General features: G+C 47.8%; 17 protein-coding genes. 10 read left to right on the top strand and 7 right to left on the bottom strand.

Annotated features, from left to right (window positions below; all coding sequences use genetic code 11):
- Positions 1-9: 9 nt before the first annotated feature.
- The 7 genes from MUK70_RS00180 to MUK70_RS00150 all read left to right on the top strand — a co-directional run bounded on the left by MUK70_RS00180 (position 10) and on the right by MUK70_RS00150 (position 10304).
- Positions 10-2649: an ABC transporter permease gene (locus tag MUK70_RS00180; protein WP_234656673.1), complete on the top strand. Its 2640-nt coding sequence runs from the start codon at positions 10-12 to the stop codon at positions 2647-2649.
- 355 nt (positions 2650-3004) lie between these two features.
- The gene (locus MUK70_RS00175; protein ID WP_234656672.1) at positions 3005-4315 is read left to right on the top strand and encodes a metal-dependent hydrolase family protein; all 1311 of its coding nucleotides are present in this window, start codon (positions 3005-3007) and stop codon (positions 4313-4315) included.
- Between the two features lie 422 nt (positions 4316-4737).
- Positions 4738-5097, top strand: a complete 360-nt coding sequence (locus MUK70_RS00170; protein ID WP_234656671.1) for a hypothetical protein — start codon at positions 4738-4740, stop codon at positions 5095-5097.
- A 148-nt stretch (positions 5098-5245) separates the two neighbouring features.
- Complete coding sequence (locus MUK70_RS00165) at positions 5246-6256, top strand: AraC family transcriptional regulator (RefSeq protein WP_234656670.1); 1011 nt, start codon at positions 5246-5248, stop codon at positions 6254-6256.
- A 189-nt stretch (positions 6257-6445) separates the two neighbouring features.
- Positions 6446-7390 carry a c-type cytochrome gene (locus MUK70_RS00160; RefSeq protein WP_234656669.1) on the top strand — a complete coding sequence of 315 codons (945 nt, stop codon included), beginning with the start codon at positions 6446-6448 and terminating at the stop codon, positions 7388-7390.
- 2 nt (positions 7391-7392) lie between these two features.
- Positions 7393-8739 carry a hypothetical protein gene (locus tag MUK70_RS00155; RefSeq protein ID WP_234656668.1) on the top strand — a complete coding sequence of 449 codons (1347 nt, stop codon included), beginning with the start codon at positions 7393-7395 and terminating at the stop codon, positions 8737-8739.
- Between the two features lie 140 nt (positions 8740-8879).
- Positions 8880-10304, top strand: a complete 1425-nt coding sequence (locus MUK70_RS00150) for a carboxylesterase family protein (protein WP_234656667.1) — start codon at positions 8880-8882, stop codon at positions 10302-10304.
- 362 nt (positions 10305-10666) lie between these two features.
- On the opposite strand, the gene MUK70_RS00145 is transcribed toward MUK70_RS00150, so the two are convergent.
- The 5 genes from MUK70_RS00145 to MUK70_RS00125 all read right to left on the bottom strand — a co-directional run bounded on the left by MUK70_RS00145 (position 10667) and on the right by MUK70_RS00125 (position 18881).
- The gene (locus tag MUK70_RS00145) at positions 10667-12235 is read right to left on the bottom strand and encodes a RagB/SusD family nutrient uptake outer membrane protein (protein ID WP_234656666.1); all 1569 of its coding nucleotides are present in this window, start codon (positions 12233-12235) and stop codon (positions 10667-10669) included.
- Positions 12236-12287: 52 nt separating this feature from the next.
- Positions 12288-15347 carry a SusC/RagA family TonB-linked outer membrane protein gene (locus tag MUK70_RS00140; RefSeq protein WP_234656665.1) on the bottom strand — a complete coding sequence of 1020 codons (3060 nt, stop codon included), beginning with the start codon at positions 15345-15347 and terminating at the stop codon, positions 12288-12290.
- A 128-nt stretch (positions 15348-15475) separates the two neighbouring features.
- Positions 15476-16546, bottom strand: a complete 1071-nt coding sequence (locus MUK70_RS00135) for a sterol desaturase family protein (protein WP_234607131.1) — start codon at positions 16544-16546, stop codon at positions 15476-15478.
- 476 nt (positions 16547-17022) lie between these two features.
- Complete coding sequence (locus tag MUK70_RS00130) at positions 17023-18336, bottom strand: MFS transporter (RefSeq protein ID WP_234656664.1); 1314 nt, start codon at positions 18334-18336, stop codon at positions 17023-17025.
- Between the two features lie 80 nt (positions 18337-18416).
- Entirely contained in the window at positions 18417-18881 is a 465-nt protein-coding gene (locus MUK70_RS00125; RefSeq protein ID WP_234656663.1) for a hypothetical protein, read from the bottom strand.
- Positions 18882-19064: 183 nt separating this feature from the next.
- On the opposite strand from MUK70_RS00125, the gene MUK70_RS00120 reads away from it, so the two are divergent.
- The gene (locus MUK70_RS00120) at positions 19065-20672 is read left to right on the top strand and encodes a T9SS type A sorting domain-containing protein (protein WP_244784593.1); all 1608 of its coding nucleotides are present in this window, start codon (positions 19065-19067) and stop codon (positions 20670-20672) included.
- A gap of 11 nt (positions 20673-20683) precedes the next feature.
- Positions 20684-22699, top strand: a complete 2016-nt coding sequence (locus tag MUK70_RS00115; RefSeq protein ID WP_234656661.1) for a thioredoxin domain-containing protein — start codon at positions 20684-20686, stop codon at positions 22697-22699.
- Between the two features lie 3 nt (positions 22700-22702).
- Here the strand turns inward: MUK70_RS00115 and MUK70_RS00110 are convergent, their stop codons facing one another.
- Both MUK70_RS00110 and MUK70_RS00105 read right to left on the bottom strand, forming a co-directional pair.
- Positions 22703-23221, bottom strand: a complete 519-nt coding sequence (locus tag MUK70_RS00110) for a DinB family protein (protein ID WP_234656660.1) — start codon at positions 23219-23221, stop codon at positions 22703-22705.
- Between the two features lie 13 nt (positions 23222-23234).
- The gene (locus MUK70_RS00105) at positions 23235-23741 is read right to left on the bottom strand and encodes a DUF6265 family protein (RefSeq protein ID WP_234656659.1); all 507 of its coding nucleotides are present in this window, start codon (positions 23739-23741) and stop codon (positions 23235-23237) included.
- Between the two features lie 142 nt (positions 23742-23883).
- Between MUK70_RS00105 and MUK70_RS00100 the strand changes: the two genes are divergently transcribed.
- Positions 23884-24435, top strand: a complete 552-nt coding sequence (locus tag MUK70_RS00100; RefSeq protein ID WP_234656658.1) for a hypothetical protein — start codon at positions 23884-23886, stop codon at positions 24433-24435.
- Positions 24436-24486 lie beyond the last annotated feature (51 nt).

The raw sequence follows: 24486 nt of genomic DNA, 5'->3' as shown, positions 1-24486 counted from the left end.
AACAAATCCATGGGTGACATCCGGCAACCGACTTCCGACAAACCTCCACGATGGAGTGCGAAACTGCTGTCCTGGCTGGGACATCCCGACACGCTGGAAGAAGTAACCGGCGATATGCTGGAATTATACCGGTACAGACTCAAAAAAGCCGGCAAGCGCAAGGCCGACTGGCTTTATCTCGCCGACACCATAAAGCTGCTACGACCTTTCGCGCGGCAAAAAAAGCAGATAATATATTCATCAGGTAATGCATTAGACTTAGTCATGATACAAAACTATTTCAAGATCGCACTCCGTAACCTTCTGAAAAACAAAGGCTATTCGGCTATTAACATTACCGGTCTTGCTGTGGGCATGGCTGTGGCGCTGCTGATCGGACTGTGGGTTTTCGATGAGTTGTCATTTGACAAAAATCACGAGAATTACGATAAAATCGCCAAGGTGATGCAAAGCCAGAACTTCGCAGGTACAATCCAGACGGGCGACGGCCTGCCCAAGCAGCTCGAACAGGAGTTGCGAAGCAAGTATGGCAGCCATTTCAAATACATTGCCATCACTGGTGGTGGTGGCGAACATTTGTTAAGTGTCGGAGATAAAAAGGTGACACAGATCGGACGTTATATGGGTCCCGACATCGCAGAAATGCTTTCCCTGAAAATGCTGAAAGGGACCCGCTCGGGGCTCACGGACATGAATTCAGTCCTGCTTTCCGAGTCTGCCGCGAAAGCCACATTCGGCGACACGGATCCGATGGATAAGATTGTCAAGATCGATAACAAAAATGCCGTGAGGGTAACGGGCGTCTACGCCGATCTGCCCGCCAATTCATCCTTCGCGGGTTTGGCATTCATTGCGCCCTGGAAACTGCTCGAAAAAGACCTGCCTGAATGGCTCGGCTGGGGAAACAACTGGTTTGATATGTATGTGCAGATCGGCGATCACTCCGAGATGGATCGGGTTTCGGCTGCTATTGCCAAAGCGAAACTCGACAACATTGACCAGGCAGAATCTAAATATGAGCCGCTGATCTTTTTGCAGCCGATGCGCAAATGGAATTTGTACTCCGAATTTAAAAACGGCGTCAATACCGGCGGGCGCATCAGCGTGGTATGGTTGTTCGGAATCACGGGGTTGTCTGTGCTGATACTGGCCTGCATCAACTTCATGAACCTCAATACTGCCCGCAGCGAGAAGCGCGCCAAGGAAATTGGAGTTCGCAAAGCGGTGGGTTCGGCCAAAACCCAACTTGCCGTCCAGTTTTTAGGCGAGTCGCTGATGGTGGTGATCTTGGCATTCATGGTTTCACTGCTGATCGTGCTGGTTTCGCTACCGGCCTTCAACCAGCTGGTCAACAAGCAGATCGCATTACCATTTGCATTGCCTTACTTCTGGCTTGCATGCATTGCGTTCATTCTGCTAACCGGCTTGGTGGCGGGCGCTTATCCTGCACTTTACCTGTCGTCGTTCAAGCCGATCACTGCATTAAAGGGCATTTCCTTAAAGCCAAAGGGCGGTCAGCTGGCGGGGACACCACGCAAGATGCTGGTCGTGTTGCAGTTCACGGTGTCGGTGACGCTCATCATCGGGACGATCATCGTGTACCGGCAGGTGCAGCATGCGAAAAACCGGCCCATTGGGTACAGTCGCCAGCAATTGCTGAGCAGCCCGCTCAAGTCCGACCAGATCATCAAGCATTTTACGGCATTCCGGAACGACCTGCTCAATACCGGCGCGGTCGAGGAAGTGACGGCCACCGACTCGCCCGTGACCAACACCTATGTGACTAACGGTGGTTTTACCTGGAAAGGGAAAAACCCGGCCATGACCGACGAATTTGTGACGCTCCGCATTACACATGAATTCGGCAAGACCGTAGGCTGGAAGATCAAGGACGGGCGGGATTTTTCCAGGGAATTCGCCACGGATTCGCTGGGTTTTGTGCTCAATGAAGCTGCGGTGAAATATATGGGCCTGAAAAACCCGGTCGGCGAGATGATCCAGTGGGGCGATAATGAAAAGTACAAAGTGATCGGCGTGGTAAAGGACCTGGTGACGCAATCGCCTTACGAACCGGCCAAGCAGACCATTTTCTTTCTTAATTATAAGCGACTCAACACTGTAAATATCAAGATAAAACCCTCGGCCAGCGCTTCAACGGCCGTCGCCGGGATACAATCCGTTTTCAAGAAATATGATCCTGAAAATTTGTTCCAATACGCTTTTGCAGATCAGGAATATGCGCGGAAGTTCAGCGACGAGGAACGCATTGCCAAACTTACCACCCTATTCGCCGTTCTCGCAGTCCTGATTTCCTGTCTGGGACTTTTCGGACTGGCGTCTTTCGTGGCTGAACAACGGACCAAGGAAATCGGCATCCGCAAAGTGCTGGGCGCTTCCATAGCCGGGCTTTGGGTACTGCTTTCCCGCGAATTCCTACTGCTGGTATTGATTTCCTGCCTGATCGCCGGCCCGCTTGCCTGGTATTTCATGAATGGCTGGTTGGAAAAATATACCTACCGGACCGAAATTAGCTGGTGGATCTTCGCCGTGTCGGTACTCGGCGCCGTGCTGGTGACCTTGGTTACGGTGAGTTTTCAGGCCATCAGGGCCGCATTGCTAAATCCTGTGACCTCGCTCAGGTCAGAATGATGTAAAATGGCGACCACTGGAAGCAGCGGAGCAAATAGCATTACTGCTGCTGTTGGGTGCACCGGTAAAAATTGACTTGCTAAAATCATGGGTTGGGCCACCTTATCCATAAGGTTTTTGCCCCCAATAGTTGGTCCACCAATTCCAGACGGAAAAGATGTCACCGGTGGCATAGTCAATAAGATTATTCATTCTGCATCAACATTTATTTCCGACTGATTTCCACGCGATTGAAATGCCGATTTATCATAAGCGATGTAAAATAGAATTATCGGGCCAAGGCTTGGTAGTTAGTAGATATGTAACCTTTATTCGCTTTACGGTAGTCTACTCATTCATTTCAGCCTTACATACAATGACTAAATGGTTTTCATTTATCCTCGCTTTCCTGATTGTAAGTCACGTCAATGGACAAACTTCGCCGAAAAAAGCAATGTTGATTCGAGCGGGATTTGTTTACAATAGTGAAAAAAACTTGTTTGAAAAAAACCAGGAAATACTAATTGTCGATGGAAAAATCGCGGACATTGGTCCGAAAGTTTCTGCCGCCGCCGGTACAAAGATAATCGATATGAGTAAGCATACGGTCACGCCCGGTTTAGTTGATGCCCATACCCATTTGTTGCTTTCCATACCTAATTCCGTAGGTCCGGATCCAATGGTTGTGGATCCGCTGGTAAATTCCGGAACTGAGCGGATTCTGCGTGGAGCTGCTATTGCTAAAACTTACCTTAATGCTGGTTTTACAACCGTTCGCGACTTAGGTAACTCAGGTATGTTCCTGGATGTGACCTTGAAGAACGCAATTGAGAGAGGTTACGTTGAAGGACCAAGAATGTTTGTATCTGGGCCAATACTGAGTGCTGTGGGTGGACAATTTGAGAAGCTGCCACATCATTTAAGCGACCTGCCAGCTAAGGAATACAGGATCATCAAAGGTGTGGATGATGCCAGACAAGCTGTAATGGAACATCTCAATGCGGGTGTAGATGTCATTAAAATCTGTTCAGACAATTCTCCCAACACTTTTCTTCTGACCATTGAAGAGATGAAGGCGATTGTTGAAACGGCGCATCAATATGGTAAAAAGGTTACAGCCCATGCAACATTTGACAAATCTATCCAGAATGCAATCTTGGCGGGCGTTGACGGGATTGAGCACGGCTACGGAATTTCAGACTCTTCACTAACCCTCATGGCGCAAAGAAACGTTTACTGGGTGCCGACATCTGTTTCATTTCAAGAAGGAATGATACGTGTAAAACGCCGAAGCGGGATAACAGGCAAGGATGCAGAAGCTATCGTCAATAGCTTCGTTGCACCTAATAAGTCAGCAATCCAGAGCGCAATAAAAAAAGGTATTAAAGTTATCGCGGGTTCCGATAATTATATCGATAGTGGTCAACCTACGGGAGATCAGGCAAAAGACGTCTTGGTCGCTCTGAGAGAAACAGGAGCAAGTGTGGCAGATGTCATTCGGTTTGCAACTTACAATTCCTCTCAAATATTGAATAGGCAGGGAACGATTGGTACACTGAAAAAGGGAGCGCAGGCTGATATCAGTGTATTTGACGGTAATTTGGAGCAAGACTTTGTAAAATCCCTATTTCAAGTGCGGCTAGTGTTAAAGGGCGGAGATATTGTGTTTAGAACTGAAAATGAATAATCACATCCTGATTCAATACGCTTTATCAAAGAGCAAATCTAAGTGCAATGCATCCAACAAATGACATACTTAATGGGCATGGAGGAAATGATGCTACTACATGGAATAATCTTTACAACAACCATTTCAGCACAAATGAGCATCTATTGCAATTCCTAGAACTTGAATGGTTGACATGTGGACCATTAGGCATGAAATGGAGCCTACTGTGACGTCGCCCATGCACCTGAATGTGTAACAGCCATCAAGGTTATATGAGGCAACTCAATTTATTTCCAAGAATACCCGAATGTTTGAGAGGGATCAATAAATTTGCTTTTAAAACATTGTTACTTGAATGTATAATCAGTTACTTGCAGTATCAAGCTAAGCAATTGAAATTTAAACTGTTAGGACTACACAAATATAACGATCGGTTCCACATGAAATCAATCCTACTTTCACTATCCTTGGCGTTCTTATTTATCTCTTGTAAAAAAAAGGATAACATTGAGCCTGACGTGATAATCGATCCGACAAATGAACTTGTGGGCACAACTTGGCAAAGAACTCTTAATCCGGATCTATACAATTATTTAGAATTCAAAACCGGTAGGGAAGTTGAATTCTCATCAAAATTTAACGGCAAGCTCTCAATCGCTATTACACGTCCTTATACTTTGGACGAAAAGAAAGTAGTATATACCAGCGATGGCTTCAACTACACCGGCACCATTATCAATGATACTTTGGCAGTAATGGGTACTGCGGGTTTGTTGATGATCTACGTCAAAATAAAATAGATGGTGGACAAGAATGCCGCTTGTCGCATCACCTTGCAATTTTCTCAGCAATTGGAACAATTGTTCCAATAATCTCTGCAAGCATGCATAACGGAGTATTTCATATTTTTGTCAAAAATCCTCTGCTCATACCCATTCCTCAACCGATATGTACGCGACGATTCGTGTCCTGAGAAACATCATGTACGCTGCGCGCGAAAACGGTGGAAATCTCATCCGGCTGTGCGGGTCCCTGGGCATTGTGCCTGCGGACCTTAGTAATGGAGAAAAGCGGATTGAAGGAGTCAGGCCCGTGATTGATTTATGGACCGAAGTTATTTCCTCTACGAAGGATCCCGCATTTGGCTTGCACCTGGGATTAAAAAGTAATCCCTCAACGTTTGGAGTGCTCGGTTACCTGATGCAGAGCTGCGAAACCTTTGGGGATGCCATGAAAGAAATTGACCGGTATCAAAAGACCGTTTCCGGCTGGATCACCTACGAGTTTGTGTCCGGAAAAGAATGTGAGCTTATCTTCTCTGTCAATCCATTGTGGTGGCACGCCTCACCCCACACCGCCAGACAAGCGATTGATTCTGCGATGTCGGGGGCACTGAGCTATATCCGCATTCTCACCGGGCAGCGCATTTACCCCGTTTCGGCTGAATTAACTTCTGATAAGGTTTTTTCAAAAGCCGTCTACGAAAACGTATTTCAATGCGCCCTTAAGCTGGGAAGTGATAAAAACCGGTTGACTTTCAGCAAAGCGCTTTTCGGAATGCCGCTGGTCGGCCACGATGAGTCACTTTATGCTACTTTCGCCCAAACCCTGCAGCAGCAGTATGCGGGCCTGGCCCAGCCGGAAAAGTTTACAGACCGGGTCAGAAGTACAATTATTCAGGATTTTTATGGCAAAATTCCATCTCTTGAAATCATCGCCGCACAAATGAATGTGAGCGAACGGTCATTTCAAAGGAAGTTGCAGCAGGAGCATGAAACGTACCGTTCGCTGGGGATGAAGATCAAACACGAACTGGCTTTGAATCTGCTTCGCAACACCAATGCAACTGTCCATGCCATTTCCGAAGTACTGGGTTATACGGAGCCCAGTGCATTCCACCGCGCATTCAAAAACTGGACAAATACCAGCCCCGTTCAAAAAAAGCTCAGCCTCGAATAGCAATCTGTGCTTTGCTGTTCACACATCTTTCTACTGCTTTTACCTTCATGCTGCATTGGCGTGAAGTGCGATATGAATGGCGTAAAGTGTTAGCCTTCTCCAACTGCCGTTGCGCTTGTTTTGCATTCAGGAAAGTAGCCGGTTTTGCGTTGCTTTTCCTGCTCCAAATCCTGCAAACAAGTTTTAGCCATGAAAAAAAGATGGAAGGTGACCGGCAGAGCGTTGCTGGTGTTATCTCTGATAGTCGGCGTGTTTCTGATTTACATTCAATTCAGTTACAGGCAAAAATACGATGTACCCCAAACCGGCATTGTTGCCAGCCGGGACTCTGCTGTGATCGCCAGGGGCGAGTACCTGGTAATGGGCGTTGGCCACTGCTGGAACTGCCATGCACCCGACGGGGAAACCAATCTGCAAACCGGCTCGCGCATCGGTATGTCCGGCGGACTGCCCTTCAAGCTTCCATTCGGCACAGTTTACTCTGCTAATATCACATCCGATACGCTTACGGGCATTGGCGGCTATTCGGATGAAATGCTGGCTCGAACATTACGCTACTCTGTCAGGCACGACAATACCGCGCTCATACCCTTCATGGCCTATAATGGCATGAGCGATGCAGATATCCGGGCGGTGATTTCGTATCTACGAACCATCAAACCCATCCGTAACCAGGTGCCAAAAACGCATTTAAATATGGCTGGAAAGATTGTCGCGCGATTCGTTTTGAAACCGGTAGTGGCAGACCCGCCTGCTCCCAAGGCCATTACCCGCGACACCTCGATCGCTTACGGGAAATACCTGGCCACGGCAGTCGGTAACTGCGTAAGCTGCCATACAAATCGGGACAAAAACACGGGTGCCTTTGTGGGAAGTAAGTTTGCGGGTGGTTATCAAATGAAGTCCAAAACCGGGGTCTTTGTCACGCCCAACCTCACGCCTGACCCGAAAACCGGGGTTATTGCATCCTGGAAACCATCTGATTTCGTACGACGCTTCCGCGCAGGCGCCGTCCGGCCCCACACACCTATGCCCTGGAAATCGTTCCAATCCCTCAGTGAAAACGACCTGAAAGCCCTCTACTATTTTCTCCATTCTCTTGAACCTGTAAACAATAATCAAGTCAATCCATAGCCATGAAAAATCTAATCACAAAAGCAATTTGCAACATCCTGTTTAGCTGCATTTTAGCATTATCGCTGCTCAGCTGCAAAGACAAAGGCAGTTCTTCCATTGATCCCGTTTCAGAACAATCCGTTACGGAAGCAGGAGAACCCGCAGGCCAGCCAACCAGCAAAAGTATCGGCGCGGAAGGAGGCATCATGTCCTCTTCCGACGGCAATGTGCAACTAACGATCCCTGCCGGGGCACTGGCAAAAGCAACGACCATCACAATTCAGCCAGTCACCAACCAGCTTCCGGGCGGAATCGGGCATGCTTACCGGTTTTCGCCGGACGGCACCCAGTTTGCAAAGCCTGCTACACTGACATTTTCGTATGATAAAGCAAGTATCGTAAGCAATGATCCCGAGGTAATCCAGGTTGCGTTTCAGGATCACGAGAGAAAATGGTACCTGGCGGCGGGAGCCAAAGCAGATACCCTTGCCGGCAAAGTCACTGTACCTATGCCCCATTTCAGCGACTGGACAGCTTTTCAGATGAATCAACTTGCTGCCATTGACTTCGAGGGCGGATCCCAGGGGCCAAGCTACGTAGAGCTGGGCGGCTCCATGAAGCTCGCTGTTGAAAATCCGATATTCATTGTCCCCATCGGCGTGGGTGACCAGCAAAAAGAGCAACTGGAAATTCAGGCAGTGAAGTGGTCAGTACTTGGCGGAAGCGGCAATGGGCAGGTGACGCCGGGAGTAAAAGACGAAATTAAAGAAGCTGATTATTACCGGTCAACTTTCACGGCGCCTGCCAGCTATCCGCCTAATAATCCCGTGACCATTGTCGCAGAAGTTTCATTCAAATCATCTCCAAAGAAGTTGATACTCCTCAAAAAGATCCTGATTGGAAAGGATTATTTTACGGGAGATTTTGATGGCGTTGCTTTTAAATGGCAAAACCTGACCTGTACCCGTGCTAACAATACATTGCACGTTGGCGGTTTCAATGAAAATCCGGACCAATCCCTGCACATCATACTGAGTGGCGTCGATTTTGACAATCCGGCCCGCAGCTACACCTTCGGGACGAATGCAGGTAAGGGCGCCTGGTCGGAGTTTTCAGACGATTATAAAGGAGTTGGTGGTTGGATATCTGCCCACAATGAATGCAAGCCCGGAGGAATCCGCGTTTCGGACGGGGCGGTCAGGATCGCCAATATTGATGAGGTAAATGGCGTGAAATATGTTCGCGGAAGTCTCACTGGAACATTTCACAACCGGCAGGGAGCATGTCCGGCACCATTGAGAAGCAGGAAAATCAAGGCAGAGTTCAGAATTAAGTTGACCGAAGTGACGATTCCGCAGGGAGGTTAAAATGTGGGCTATCCGATGTTGCTCATGATGATATTTAGAAAGCAAAATATGATCTGTTGCAAGAGTAAAGCATTCACTGTAAGCGCTTCTTGATGCAAAAACCCTATTGTAAGTGGAGTATGGTTCAAACTGATGGCTGCATGAAACAAGAATTCTACACCAGTGTTTTCTTTGGCTTAGGGCTCACGCTGGTAGCTGGTTTATTCCAAAGCTGGCTTCATTTCCAGGCTGGCATCAACATGTATACGTTGCCATCATTTCAAAACTGGTTTTTGGCAATGAGCTTTATCTCCCTGATTACATCCGCCCTGCTTCTTACATACTATCATCACAAAAATTATCATGCTGCTTTCTGGACCGGACTGATTGCCGGGTTAACCACATTTGTAAGCCTTTTTTATCTGTTTTTACCAACGCTGTATCCCATTTTCCGAAAGCATCCCGATGTGTTCGTATTCATTGGCGTCAGCATCAACCTGATTTATGCCGTAAGTCTGCTTGTTTCCGGATCAGGAATCAGACCTTGGTTGAAACGAGCCGGTATTGTCTCATTGATGCTTTGCCTTGCTCACTTAATGGCCCTGGGCTGGTTCATGTATGTACCAGCCTATCCAGTCAATGCTGCGATAGATTCGGTCCGGCAATGGCTCTTGCTGGCAGAGCGAATTGTCCCGGTCTTGTTTATTTTGAACTTCTTAGGTGAGTACCCCAATGCTGTTAAGGATCAGGCAGACACAGCCTCATTTAACCGATTCCATACTGCAAAAGTCATGCTGGTCCTTGCCGGCATGTATTCGCTTTTTTTGAGTCTGTATTTAGCAAGCGAAAACTACGACCTATCGCATATTTCCCCAAAGCAAAATGCGTTAGCACAACCTTTTGAAAAGGGAAGCTATATCAGCAGCCGGGGTGATACCTTACTATACCGGCTCTTAAAACCAGTCAATTACGATCCTGGAAAAAGATACCCATTGGTTGTGGCCCTGCCTTATTCATGCTGGCCCGACAACACCCGGCAGATCGATGCCTGCCCAATGGCCAAATGGTTAAGTACCGATGAAAACAAAAAGAAATATCCTGCCTTTGTCTTTGTGCCCCGGTGTCCTCCGCAGACAGGTTGGGGTGGTGTTGCCAATACGCCTTCCGTAGCCGGGCTGGCAATCGAGGCAATTGTCGCCTTAAATAAGACGTACTCTATTGATTATCAGAGACGTTACATTTCCGGTGTGTCACGTGGTGGCTACGGTTCATGGCATATGGTGGGCATGCAGCCCCAGTTATTTGCCGCCGCTATTCCTGTCTGTGGAGAAGGGAATCCTGATCAGGCCAAAAACATGGTTGCCGTTTCCATTTGGGCTTTTCATGGGGCCAAAGACGTGAATGTCCCTGTCAGCGGTTCACGCGACATAATTACTGCCATCAAGAAAGCCGGTGGAAGCCCGCGATATACGGAATACCCCAATGCAGGTCATGGCATTTGGGAAAATGTGATTAAAACCCCGGGATTATTAGATTGGCTATTTGCCCAAAAACAACTGGATTCGGCAAAATCAACCAAAATCTGACCCTGGAAATATTCCTATTTGTGGCAGTTCAAATCACTGATCTACGCATATTTGTTGCGCAGGAAAGCTACCAAATCTGCTTCAAGCTTTTTAAGGGGAGATTGAAACAAAGATCCAATGAGATTTATACCTATTAAAGGATCCAGCATTTTATATGCAAACCGATGTAGTTTTCTGCTGAGAATAGTCTAAAATGCGCGGTGCACCGGCCTTGACAAAGCCGGTGCACCGCGCATTAACCTAAAACCTGTTGCCAGCAGTCCAATCAGCCTTGCCACTAAAGGGCGGAGTAGGCATAGGTCGCCCAGGCGCAAACTCGTCCACCCACGCAATGGCCGCTGGCATGAGCTATATTGTTTTTTTTATTCAAAGCCCGGATTTTGAACGAGCAATTTGTTGTTGTCGATTTCTGACTGCGGAAGCGGGTAAAGCCTGTGTTTGTCGGCAGCGTTGGTTTTGCCGACCTTATGCAGATTGGCCACAAATGTGGATTTGCCGCTTCCATCTTTCTGACGTATCAGATCAAACCATCTTTGATATTCGTAAGCCACTTCCAGACGGCGGTCCAGATACAGCGAGTCGCGGAACTGGTCTTTGCTAAGCCCTGCCCTCAGATTGGGCAGACCGGCTCTTGTGCGCACCCTGTTGAGCGATTTGTAAGCCTTTGCAGTAGGTCCGTTGGCTTCATTTTCTGCTTCGGCATGGATCAGCAGGAGCTCTGCGTAACGGATAATGGGCACATTGGCAGCCGATTGGTTCGTAACCGCAGTAGAAGCCGGGTCCCACCATTTGCCCCAGAACGGCGTAGAGTCATTGGCCACGGCAGGGTTAGCGATTGGCAGCGCATATACGCGTCCATTAGCAGGACTCGTAAAGCTTCTTACAAAAGTGACGGCTCTGCGCTTATCCTGGGGCGTGTACAGCTTGTAAATACTGAATGATTTATCATTACCATGGGTGTAAAACCGGACCATATGCGCATAGTTGCCATTCAACCCGGGAATCCCGGAAAGTATAGCGCGGGGATTCTCATTGTTGCCCTGGTTGAGCGAATTGGACTTGAACTGTGCTGAAAAAATATGCTCTTTATTGTTTTTAAAGGCAGGCAAGAAAACCTCAGCATAGTTTGGCACCAGATCATATCCGTAAGCCCCCGTGCCCCCATCTGCGGACGAAAGCGCTTGTTCTGCCGTAGCAATGGCCTGGCCGTAGTTCGCTGTAAGATTGAGCGGTAAAGAGGCTTTGGTAAGATACACTTTGGCAAGAATGGCCTTGGCAGCCCCGGAAGTGGCCCTGCCTACATTGGGAGACGAATAAGATGCGGGAAGAACCGCAGCAGCTTCGATCAGATCCTTTTCGATGCTGGAGTAAACCTCCACAGAGGGTGATTTGGCTATCTGATATCCTGCCGGATCTACCGATTTCTGATATTCCTTGATCAGCGGCACATCACCATAAAGCCTTACCAGGTTAAAATAATAAAGCGCCCTTAAAAATTTTGCCTCGGCCAAAAGACGTTCTTTCAACGCATTATCAAATTCAATGGCAGGTATTTTTTCCAAAACCACATTGGCTTTTTTGATAGCCGCATAATGTTGCTGCCAGATTTCGTAAATGCGCAGGTTTGTTGCCGAATGCGCCAGCACCGACAGCGAGCGCACATCCGGGTTTGTAGCGCCGGGTCCGGGGTCCTCATCATCGCCGGCCATGTTCATACCCGTATTGAAAAGGGTGTTATATGGCGTCTGAACAGAACTTCCTCCCGAATTCAGAAAGAAATAAACGGCATTGACCGCGTTGATCGCATCGGTCTGGGTTTTGTAATACTGGTCCTCAGAAAGAAAGGCTTCCGGCTCCTCTTTGAGAAACTCCGAGCACGAAGACAAACCCAGCAAAATGAGTGCTACCGGTATATATTTTAAAATATTCATCTGAAATCTTTTTTTAAACACTTAATATTGAATGCATGGATGTTCATCCAGCTTAAAATGACAAAGACAGACCAACCTGGTAGGATTTGTTGTTTGGATACACACCTTGATCCACGCCCTTGTTGATCAGCGACTGACCGTTAAGACTTACCTCCGGGTCGTATCCCGTGTAATCGGTCCAGGTAACCAGGTTTTGCGCAGAAAAGTAGATGCGCAAGCCATCGATGCCCGCTTTCGAAAGCAAGAATTTGGGCAGGTTATAGCCAAAAGACAGGTTTTTAAGCCGGTAATAAGTGGCATCTTCAATGAATCGGTCAGAGATTGTAATGGCTGGATCCTGAAATGCTGCCTTCACATCGGTGTTGGTATTGGCCGGCGTCCAGCGGTCGAGCATGACCTGGGAGGCATTCACATAACCTGTTCCCAGTTCCAGGTTAGCGCGGTTGGCATTATAAAGCTTACCTCCGATGGAGGCCTGGAAAAATACGGTCAGATCAAAGCCTTTGTAATTAAATGTGTTGGTAAGGCCCGTGGTAAAACCGGGCTGATTGTCAATAACAACCCTGTCGCCGGCTTGCGTGATGACGCCGTCGCCGTTGATATCCTTGTATTTTTGGCCGCCCGGACTTTTGTTCTGCTGCGGGGTCAGGGCCGCGTCACCCTGCTGAATGATGCCATCAGTTTTGTAGACAATAAAAGAACCCAGCGGAGAGCCTACTTTTGCAATGGAAGGCGCCGATATAACAGGGATGATCTGATTTACATTTTCACCCAGGTTCAGGATCTTGTTAGTGTTTTTAGCAAAAATAAAAATGGTGTTCCACTTGAAAGCGCCCGTGGTGTTTTGCGAATTGATATACAACTCAATACCCTGGTTACTCACTTCACCAATGTTCTGATATACCACAGAAGCCTGGCCGTTATAGAAATCCGAAAGCCCCGAGGTTCCTGCCACGGTCCTGGTCAGCAGCAGGTCCGTTGTTCTTTTGTAGTAATAATCGGCAATAATGCTGATGCGGTTTTTAAAGAGGCCCAGGTCAATCCCGGCATCAACCTGAAACGTTTTTTCCCAGCCCAGGTTGGGGTTAGGCACCGTATTGGGCGCATAACCCGAAATGGTGGTGTTGGAAAAGTTGTAACGGAAGTAAGCCAGCTGCGATAAGGATTGATAAGGGGGAATGCTTTGGTTACCCGTCGAGCCGGCGCTGACCCTAAGTTTGAGCAGGCTGATTTTTTTGAATTGCTGAAAGAATTTTTCATTATTCAAATTCCACCCAAAGGCTGCCGATGGGAAATATCCCCATTTGTTTCCCTCACCAAAACGCGAGGACCCGTCGGCACGAAGCGTGAAAGTGAACAGGTAACGGTCGTCGAAAATATAGTTGATGCGGCCCAGGTAAGAGGCCAGTGACCAGGCGCTGGCCAGTGAGCGCGGGGCAATGTTGGTGATCCCGGTTGCAAGGTTATTGTATTCAAATGCATCGGTTGCAAACCCGGCAGCCTCTGCGATGGCTCCTTTCGACTGCGATTTTTGCGCCGTAAAACCCACCACGGCATTGATCCTGTTTTTATCATTAATGTCCTTATCATAGCTCAGCGTGTTTTCATTGAGCCAGTTATTCGTAAAAATCGAACCCACCAGCGCGTTGCCGCTTAATGCCTGCCCCTCGGCTGTGGTGCTTGGCAGATAGCGGTTTTGCTTGTTGCCAACCACGTCGGCGCCAATGAGCACCTTGGCCTTCAAACCGTCGGCAATGGTGTATTCCCCTGAAATGTTACCCAAAAACCGGTTGGTAATGGTCTCGTTGAGCTGATTATAAAGGGAGTTGATCGGGTTTTGAAGCGCCGATTCAAAAGGGCTGTTTACGACAAAGCTGCCATTATCCTGATAGATAGGCAATGCAGGCGGGGTTTGCAGCAAATTGCCCACAATGGCATTGGGAGCCACATTAGCCTTGGTGTTGCTGGCATTCAAGCTGGCAAAAATCCGGAAACGGTCATTATAGTTGTGATCCAGATTTACCCTGGCCGAATACCTTCTGAAATCCGTGTTTTGCAGGATACCATTTTGTTTGAAATAGTTTCCTGAAACGGCAAGCCTGGTTTTTTCCGAGCCTGAAAGAATCGACAGGTTATGACTTTGCTGAGAGGCTTTTCTGAATGCAGCATCCTGCCAGTCGGTTCCCACCCCGGTTGTATCCAGGGAGTATCCGCTGATATTGGGAATAGAAACGGTTTTACCCGAATTGGCGGCAGCATCCTTGCGTAGCGCCCACCATTGTCCGGCATTTAAAAGCGGGATCGTGCGGATAACTTCCTGGGTGCCGTAAAAAGCATCGTAATGAATGGATGATTTGTCTTTCGAGCCGCTTTTGGTGGTGATAATGACTACGCCGTTTGCCCCGCGCGAACCGTAAATGGCCGTTGCCGAAGCATCCTTAAGCACATCGATACTTTCAACGTCCGCCGTGCTCAGCGACGATAAGGGATTGATCTTTGAGCCATCGGTTACGCCCGCGTCGGCAAGGCTGTAATCGTTGTTGATCGGAAAACCATCGATCACATACAACGGGTCGCTTCCGGCCGTAATGGAGTTGTTTCCCCTGATCTGCACGCTGACGCCCCCGCCGGGTTGCCCCGAAGTCTGGGTAACGACTGCGCCGGCAACAGAGCCTTGAAGCAGCCGCTCGACAGAGGCCACCGGCTGGCTTTTTATTTCAAGTGGAACAGAGGCAATCGAACCCGTAATGTCCTTACGCTTTTGCTCGCCATAGCCAATCACCACCACTTCATCCAGCAGGTTGGCCGTTTTAAGTACAATTTCAACCAGCTCCGTGGGCAGCTCGTAAATCTCGATTTCCTGCTGCTGAAACCCTGTAATGTTGACCTGAATGGTAAATGGAAATTCCTTTGCCGCAGGGATGCTGAACTTTCCATCCAGGTCGGTTTGCACATATTTGGAACTTCCTTTTTCAACAACAGTCGCGCCGGGCAGTCCTTGTCCGGTCTCATCCTTGACAATACCGCTGATAACGTCTTGCCCTTGGACCCACGTGCCGGTAAAGGCCAGGGCGCCCAATAACAGGATCAGGCGTAAATTTTTAATGATCATTTTTTGGTGTAGATAATGGATAAATACTGGGTGCGATTTGGATTTATATAAAATTTCGGGCATAATTTTCCTGCTGCACCTATAACGTTCAATGCTATACGTGCAGCAAATTTATTGGGTTCAAAAGGCTAGCTGGCCAGTTTGGTTTCAAAGACCGGCTCTGGGTTGACCGGCGTCAACACAATCTCATCGCCCACCATTGGGCCATCGGCTGCAAGCTCGCTTCCCTGTTTTTTGGATTTGAAGATGGGCCACAAAAACTGTGCATACCATTCCTCTTCCTTATAATGCTTGATGCCGAAAGAGCTCGGATAGCGGCGCGTAATTATGCCTGTGCCAAAAATGATGTCCCAAAGAAAAAACATATTACCGAAGTTACCCTTGTAATGTCCTACCCCATCATCAGTCGTGTCTGCATGGTGTGCATAGTGCGTGGCGGGCGTCGAAATGAACCGTTCCAGCACCCAGGCAATGGGATTGAGCCATTTGATCTGGTAAAAAGGCTTGTCCCAAGGAATGCTCGAATGCGCCCCGGTCACGATCAGCGACTTAATGACTTTGACAAACAATGCCGCATAACCCAGGCCCATATAGGTGAGCGCTACGGTCAGGTAGGTTTGGGAAAAGAAGATCGTGTAGATAACATTTTGTCTTCCGGCCATGGCCATGCCCATGTAAGGTGCGCTGTGGTGGGTGCGGTGAAAGCGCCATAACCAGGGCACCTGATGGTGCAGGCGGTGATACCAGTATTGCGTAAGGTCATCGGCAACGGCAATAATGGCAAAAGCCCACCAAAACGGAACCCACGAAAAGCTGCCCTTGGCAGCCGGAAGCCACTGTGGCAGCAGTTGCAGACTATAATAAGCTACGAGAGGGCGTATGATGATTTTGGGTACAACAAAGCAGACAATGTCCAGGATACGCTCATTTTTAGTCCATTTGGTCTCGTAAAGGCCCGCTGCAAATTCAATGATGCCAATGGCCAGAATAATGACAGGCAACCCCCAGGAGCTCAGGTTTTGAAAAACAGCCTCAATAAAACCGGGCACTTTAAAAGGCAAGCCATTGCTGCCCGCCCAGGGTTTGTGATCGGTCAGGTAAAAAGTAGCGAGCATCAGCGCAATCGGTGCCAAATACAGCAGGATACTGACGAATGCATCACGCCATATTTTTTGGGTAACGTGCTGTTCAATTTTCATAAATGCAGTGATTAAATATGGTTACGGATTAATGGAGAAGCGTTTGCGCCAGCCAGATCCCGCCAGCGATCAAGGCAAGCGGCGCCAGGGTCAGAAAGATGCCGACTGCAATTTTTTTTACCAACAGGACTACATCAGAAAGCGTCATAGCAATACATGATTTTGAATAAGAAAATTTTCGATAAGGACATAAATCCAGGCTGGCATGCCCGAGATTTACCAGGCCGGAAATGAGAAATCATTGCGCTGAACCAGTCAGCAACAACAAGGCTGGCTACATCCAGCACGAGAAGAAAAAGTGTGGGGAAAGTTCCACCTGAATGCCATAGCTGACAATTTTGTTAAAATCAGAAATACTTCACAACGATTGTGTTGATGCCTTAACGCCTATCTTTCGGGTGGTTCAATTGATAAGCCTACTAAAATGATAGACAAAGTAAAGTAGATTAATTTAATTAAGCAAGAATCGTGAAAATTTAATTCTCACTATCCTGCATCTGATAATGATAAGCTTTTTTGGAAGGGATGCGGTAGAGCAGAATCAGGCCGAAAACAAAGATCACCAGGAGTGCCAGAATGCTGTTTCGCATGCTGCCGGTAAGATATTCGACGGTTCCGTAAATGAAAGTGCCGATGACGATGGCAAGCTTTTCGGTCACGTCGTAAAAACTAAAATAGGATGCCGTGTCGGAAGTGTTTTCCGGGATGAGCTTCGAATAGGTTGAGCGGGAAAGGGACTGTATGCCTCCCATAACCATGCCCACAGCGCAGGCCACAAAATAGAATTCCATGGCTTCGGTTGTGTAATATGCGCCCGTGCAAATGCCAATCCAGATAGCAACACCCACCATTAAGGCAAAAATATTGCCGATTTTACCGGACAGCCAGGCGAATGCAAAGGAGCCGATAATGCCGACAATCTGGATCAACAGAACAGTGACGATCAGGCTTTGCGAAGGCAGTTTCAGCTCGGTTGCCCCAAATATGGTCGCTACATACATGACCGTTCTCAGGCCCATGGTGTAAATGAAAAAGGCGCTTAGAAACTTGGCCAGAAAGGGTTGCTGCCTTAAATTAAAATAAACCTTTTTCAGTGAGGCAAACCCAGTGAAAATCCAGTTTCCTGTCTTCGGCTTGGCAGCTCTATGGGCGGGCAGATATTTGAACGGGATTTGTGCAAACAGGATCCACCAGAGACCGACAGTAAAAAACGAAATGCGGGCAGGAAGCGCCTTATCGGTAATGCCGTAGAACGCAGGCGCTAAAACCATGCTTAAATTGAAAACCAAAAGCAGCACGCTGCCCAGATAACCCAGGGAAAAGCCTCTGGCGCTGTAAGCGTCGAACTTGTCTTCTGTGGCAATTTCTGGCAGATAAGAATCGTAAAACACAATGCTGCCGCTCCACCCGATCAAGCTCAATCCAAAGAGCAGAACCGATGGCACAAGCGTGTCCTTGGTAAAAAAGTAAAGTAGCATGCAGCTCAGAGCGCCCAGATAGCAGAAAAATTTCATAAATCTTTTCTTTTTACCACTATAATCGGCAACGGCCGTGCATAAGGGGATCAAAAGCGCCGTAATCAGAAAGGAAGCCGAGACCGTATAGGTGAACAGCACAGAGCTTTTGATCTGAAAACCCAGGAAATCCGTGTAGAGCGTGCCAGAGGCTTTGAATGCGGTAGCGCTGAAATAAACGGGAAAAATACTCGATACAATAACAAGTGCGTGGACTGAATTGGCCCAGTCATACATACACCAGGCATTTATTATTTTGGGGTCGTTCTTTCTCATTCCATTGAATTTGCCACAAAATAAGAAAAGCGGCAGATTTAATCCGCCGCTTTTTTGAATTATACCAAAAATAGAAATGCTTATTTGATTACAGGCTCGAAAACCATAATGGTTTCCTGCTCTACCCCGCTGACGGGCATTTTACTTTTCAATCTTAATTTACTGTTGGAAATCTCCTCGACGCCGAATTCGCCGGAAAATCCCGAAATCTTGATATCCAGGGTCTTATTTTCATTTTTCAAATACCAGGTCCCCCCATTGATGACTTGTTTGGAGCCCTGATCGATGGCCTTGGTCACGTTATTTTGAAGAAATTGAATATCCATCACTTCCTTGATAGCCTGCGTCTGCGCATTAAGCTGGTTGAAAGGGATCGCTTTACCGCTCAGATCCGTTACCGAAGACATGCGCCACGGATAATTGATCAAAATTTTATCCTTTTCTGATGGCTCAGGATTTGGGTTGGGGTTCTCTTTGTTGTCTTTATCGCAGGCCACTAAAAACAGGGCCAGAATAAAAGGGCCAATCAGCAGTAATCGTCTCATATGCGTTTATATTTTATGTTCCAGGCAATTTCTTTTCTTACTTTGTCATTAATATCATTGAAGTGTCTGTTCTTCCCCAAAGCGTTTCGCGGAAATCGTTTCCCGGAAAAATGAAATTACCGACACTGCAAAAGTAACGAAAATGTCCGGTCAATTCTTATGGTTCACCTTACCAATATATATGTGAAAGCTTTTTACACCGCTTTATTTTATCTTATGGTTCAATCCATGCACGCCCTTGCCCAGGATTGCCAGCCAGATTATGTACTAAACCCGGTTACGGTAAACAATACGATCGAATGGGGCAAATTCCCCGAATTCAGCCTGCCATTCAAGATCGTCTACAATGCTACGCGCTTTGGCGATACGCAGTCTGAGCCCCTCAAACACGGTTTCAGCCACCTTGCCAACTTCTCGGGGTCCGAGCCCGGATCATTGACCAACGCCAACCGGGCTTTGATCTGGTACGGCGTTGCCACATCCAGCGGTAACCAGCCCTGGGCGGATAATGCATTGCGCAGCCCCTTGGGAAATGATACAGCCGCTTACCGAAGCTTTTGGGACAGTTATGCGGAGATCGCAAGGGGTTATGATTTAATCTGCATGGATATTGAGCGCATGCAGCGCGAAGACCGTGATATTCTGGCATTAAAATCCAATAGCAAGATCCCGCAAAATTACCGCAGCTTACCGGATGCCGACTTTCTGGCAGCCTATAAAAGAGACATGCGCTGGTGGTATACCGAAGCGGCCAACAGGTTAAGATTAAAAGGGGTCACAGCGCCACTGAGCAGTTACAGCGATGTTCCTGTGCGCAACACGTGGCTGAACATTACCGCAAACAGCTGGCAGGACTGGACTACCAACGCGGGCCGCACGCACTACCTGGTCCAGGACAATGCCGGAAAGATCGGCGGAAGCTTCTATAACGCCCAGCAATTTCTGACGCCGTCTCCTTACTACTATTATGGCTACGATAATCCGATCGGAAAGGATTACTTGTCCTACCTGCTTTTTAACATTGAAGCCAACCGCGCTTGGAGTGATAAGCCCATCATCCCTTTTGTGTGGATGCGCATCCATGATAGTTATGATCCCAACACGCCGCTGATCGCTGGATTTGTGGCCGAAGCAACAGCTATTTTTCCTTTTTTTTCCGGCGCGAAAGGACTCTGGCTTTGGGAAAATCCGGGTTTTCCGGGCAACCGGCAGGAAAACTATGCGCCTTATGAGCGTTTTATTTACGGACTTTACCGGCTTTCGGCCTTCAAGGATATGTTTGAGGGAAATTACGAGCTGGTCATTGCCCAATCTGCCCGCGATCTGATGGAGCAGCAAAGCCCGATCTGGCGCGGCGTTGTGAAAGGAAACAACATTCTGATCGCTGCGCAAAACCCCTATGCGGCAGATAATGATGAAACGCAGATCCTTGTCTCGCATCAGAAGTGGTCCAGAAGCATCAAGCTGAAAGGTAAGGAAGTTTTTCTTTGCAAGTTTGACCTCAACGATACGGTTAACGCAACTGAGCCGCACCTTTCCGATGCCTATGTTTATGCCAACCCCGTTGCTTTTGAGATGAATGTGGTCTTAAATGGTGTCAACGGCGTTACGGATGTGGCTTTTTCACTTTTAAATACAAAGGGACAGCTTGTATTGGAAAAACAGCTCAAAGCCATCGCCGGTCAGACGCGCGAGCGGATTGATCTGCCCCGTTTAGCTGCTGGCACATATTTTGCGCGCTTTAAAACCCAAAACAGGACCATTACCAAAAAAGTGGTCATTCATCAATAGCATCTGTAACTATGAACCGCCTGAGCCAGCAAACCAGCCCTTATTTACTTCAACATGCCCACAACCCCGTTGACTGGTATCCCTGGGGACAGGAGGCCCTTCAAAAAGCAAAAACGGAAAATAAGCCTATTCTGGTCAGCATTGGCTACTCGGCTTGTCACTGGTGCCATGTCATGGAGCACGAATGTTTTGAAAAAGAGGACATTGCCCAGGTGATGAATGCACATTTTGTGTGCATCAAGGTCGACCGCGAGGAGCGCCCCGACGTGGATGCTGTCTATATGGATGCCGTGCAGGCCATGGGCGTGCGGGGCGGATGGCCGCTGAATGTATTTCTGCTTCCCGACAGCCGGCCTTTTTACGGGGTTACCTATCTGCCGCCGCAAAACTGGGTGCAGCTTTTAAAGAGCATTGATAATGCTTTTCAAAAACATTACGATGAGCTGGCAGGATCCGCCGAAGGATTTGTACAGAATATGCTGGTTTCGGACACGGAAAAATATGGTCTTACCATGGGAAGCGGACACTACGCTGCATCTGAACTGGACGCCATGTTTGAACAGTTGCAGCGTAATTTTGACGGGGAAAAAGGAGGAATGAACCGCGCCCCCAAGTTTCCAATGCCTTCGATCTACAAATTTTTGCTGCGTTATTTTGATATAAGTCAAAACCCCGAGGCGCTTTCCCATCTGCAACTGTCCCTGGACCGCATTGCTTTGGGCGGCATCTATGATCACGTGGGCGGCGGCTGGGCAAGGTACTCTGTTGATGACGAGTGGTTTATACCGCATTTCGAAAAAATGCTTTATGATAATGCGCAGCTGCTCAGCATCTACGCCGAAGCCTACTCATTAACGAAAAATCCGCTGTATGCCGATCGCCTTTTAAACACCATTCAATGGCTGCAAAATGAAATGCGTAGCGAGCAGGGCGGTTTTTATTCCGCGCTAGATGCAGATAGCCAGGGCGTGGAAGGCAAATTTTACATCTGGACGAAAGCCGAACTGGAAGAAGTCCTGGGCGCAGATTTCGAATGGTTTGCCAAACTGTATAACATTTCCCAGCAAGGTAACTGGGAAGACGGCCATAATCATTTGCATTTGACTGGCACGCTGCTGCAAACGGCCAGCGCCTTGAAGCTTGATATGGCCGGTCTTGAAACAAGATACGCGGGAGCCCTTAAAAAGTTAGCCGAAAAGCGCGCAGAACGCATCCGGCCAGGGCTCGATGATAAAATCCTTACATCCTGGAACGGGCTGCTGATCAAAGCACTAGCCGATTCCTACCGGGCCCTGGGCGAAGAATACATTCGGGAGCTGGCTGTTTCGGCAGGCGTCTTTATTCGCGACAACATGTTTGAGGCTGGCAAGCTCATGCACAGCTATAAAAACGGGCATGCAACTGTCACGGGTTTTCTGGAAGATTACGCGGCAATCATAGAGGCTTACCTGGCCCTTTACCAGATTACTTTTGATGAGCAGTGGATCAGGCTGGCCCAAGAACTGGCCGATTACACTATCCATCATTTCTATGATGAAAAAGAAGGATTCTTTTATTTTACCGACATGTACGGGGAAAGGCTCATTGCCCGCAAAAAAGAGCTTTTCGATAATGTAATCCCTTCTTCAAACTCGATGATGGCCCACAACCTTTACTTGCTGGGCATGATGCTCGATGAAGATCAATACGCCAAAATATCGGATAACATGCTTTCAAAAATGACCAAGGTCCTGCTCTCAGACGTGCAGTGGGTCACCAACTGGGCCGCATTATACTGCATGAGAGCGTCTCCAACGGCTGAAATCATCATTGTGGGACCCGAGGCAGATCAAATGCGAAAGGATTTTGACCGCTTCTTTGTGCCCAACAAGCTTGTCATGGGAACCACAAGCCGCTCAAATCTTCCCCTGCTCGAAAACCGGACCGAGGTCAATGGCAAAACGGCTATTTACGTTTGTTATGATAAGACATGCCAGCTGCCAGTGACGCAGGTGGAGCATGCGCTGGATCAGCTGGCGGGGCTTTAAGGCTTAAAGCAGCGGAAAATAACGCTCCCGGATCACCCGCATATGATGAACCGGATGCCCGATGATGACAAATCCCAAAGCCAGGGCCGATATGTCTGATTTGTAAGCAAAACCTGAGCGCAGCATCATTTCGCCGCTCATGCTTTTAAAGAGCGATATTGTGCTTTGCCTAACCTGGTTGAACTCCTGCAACAGATCCTGGATGCTGCGCTGACTGGCCATGGTGTTGGCGGCCAAAATCTCCTCATCATAGCCTGGCAGTATGGTTTTGTCGTTTCTGGAAAAACGCATGGCGCGGTAGGCCATAATGCGCTCATTGTCGATGACGTGCTGTAAGATGTCCTTGACGGTCCACTTTCCCTGGGCGTAGGCGCGGTCCCCAAGCTCAGTTAGTTTGGTGGTCTCAGCGTAAATATTGTCTGGCGCGTGTTGGTCGAATGCTTCAAAAATGTCAATATCCTCGACCAGGTTAATGTAACGGTCGAAAAACTGGGGCATGGGGTTGATCGCAGATTTGTTCATAAAGGGCAAGCGCTTATTTGAGTTTTGAATATTTATAATCTATATGTCTGGGTTTTGAATCGATGGTTCCTTCAATGTAGGCATGAAGCGAGTCTGCCGAATGAAAAGCATAGCCGATGCGCTGGGGAAAATCGTGCTTGGGATTCTCAAAAATAAACTTTTCCCCTTGAATTGATTTCAAATTGAAGAGTACTTCCTTTTCATCATTTTGTCCGAAAGCAACTGGTGCGTATATAATCCTTCGGTTACTTAAATACAACCGGACTGTTTCGAGCTTAATGGTATCACCATTTTGAATTTTGTAGCTGACCCCTGCAAATGCATTGGGTGAGACCCTGCGCCAGGTTTCATACATATGACCTGCTGCACGCTGCATTTTCCATGAACCCACGATGGCGCTGAGCTTTTCAAAATCGCTTTCAGAAAACCCTTCGCTCTGGATCATAGCCGCAGATCCAAGAAACAAAGCCATTAAACTTTTAGTCACTACATTGGAGAGAAAACGAGCATGTTTCATCATTGGAAAACATTTTTATTTTGTGTGGTAATTTAAACAAAATCCCCAGCATGTCTTCTAAGAGGGCATTACCAGGCAGTATTTTAGAGAACGTTTGCAGAATTGGACTAATCTTGATTACATTTGGATATAAATCCTCTTGAAATTGAAAAGACTGTTACCGATAGGATTGTTGGTTCTTTTGCTCTACAACACGTTTGGGCTGACTTTCGCTGTACTTTTCTTTGATAACCATCATCAGCAATCGTCGGTTTCTTCGCCTGACGATCAGTATAAGGTGGTTAAAATGCATTTGCCATCCCTGCCTTACTCGGGCGAGTTGCATATCACACAGGCTCCGCAGGGACTGATTCGTGAAAACGACCAGTTTTATAACCCTACCGAGGTCCTGCACCAAAACGATACACTTTATGTGACGCTCAAATCCAATCAGGCCGCCAGGGATGAATTTTTTGCCTTGGCCAATGCCATGCAGATCATCAGTGATCCCGGCGCGAAACTTCCGCAGGATCCCTTCGGCAAGGCCCTTAAATTGATGGATAACCTGCTAAAAAATTATGTTTCCAATGTCAATACAATAAGCTTTCCACCCATCTCATTGACTGACCCATTGCCTATGCTAACAGGCAGATGCTCCAAGGATATCTATTCGGCCATCTTCATTCAGCTAACAAGCCCGCCTCCCGAGCTCAGCTGAATCGCTCGGCTACCGGCCGCAAGCCTGTCTTTTATTTCATTACAAAAAATT

This window comes from Dyadobacter chenwenxiniae, from assembly GCF_022869785.1.
Lineage (GTDB): Bacteria > Bacteroidota > Bacteroidia > Cytophagales > Spirosomataceae > Dyadobacter > Dyadobacter chenwenxiniae.
This window is presented reverse-complemented; position numbering and strand designations above follow the sequence as displayed.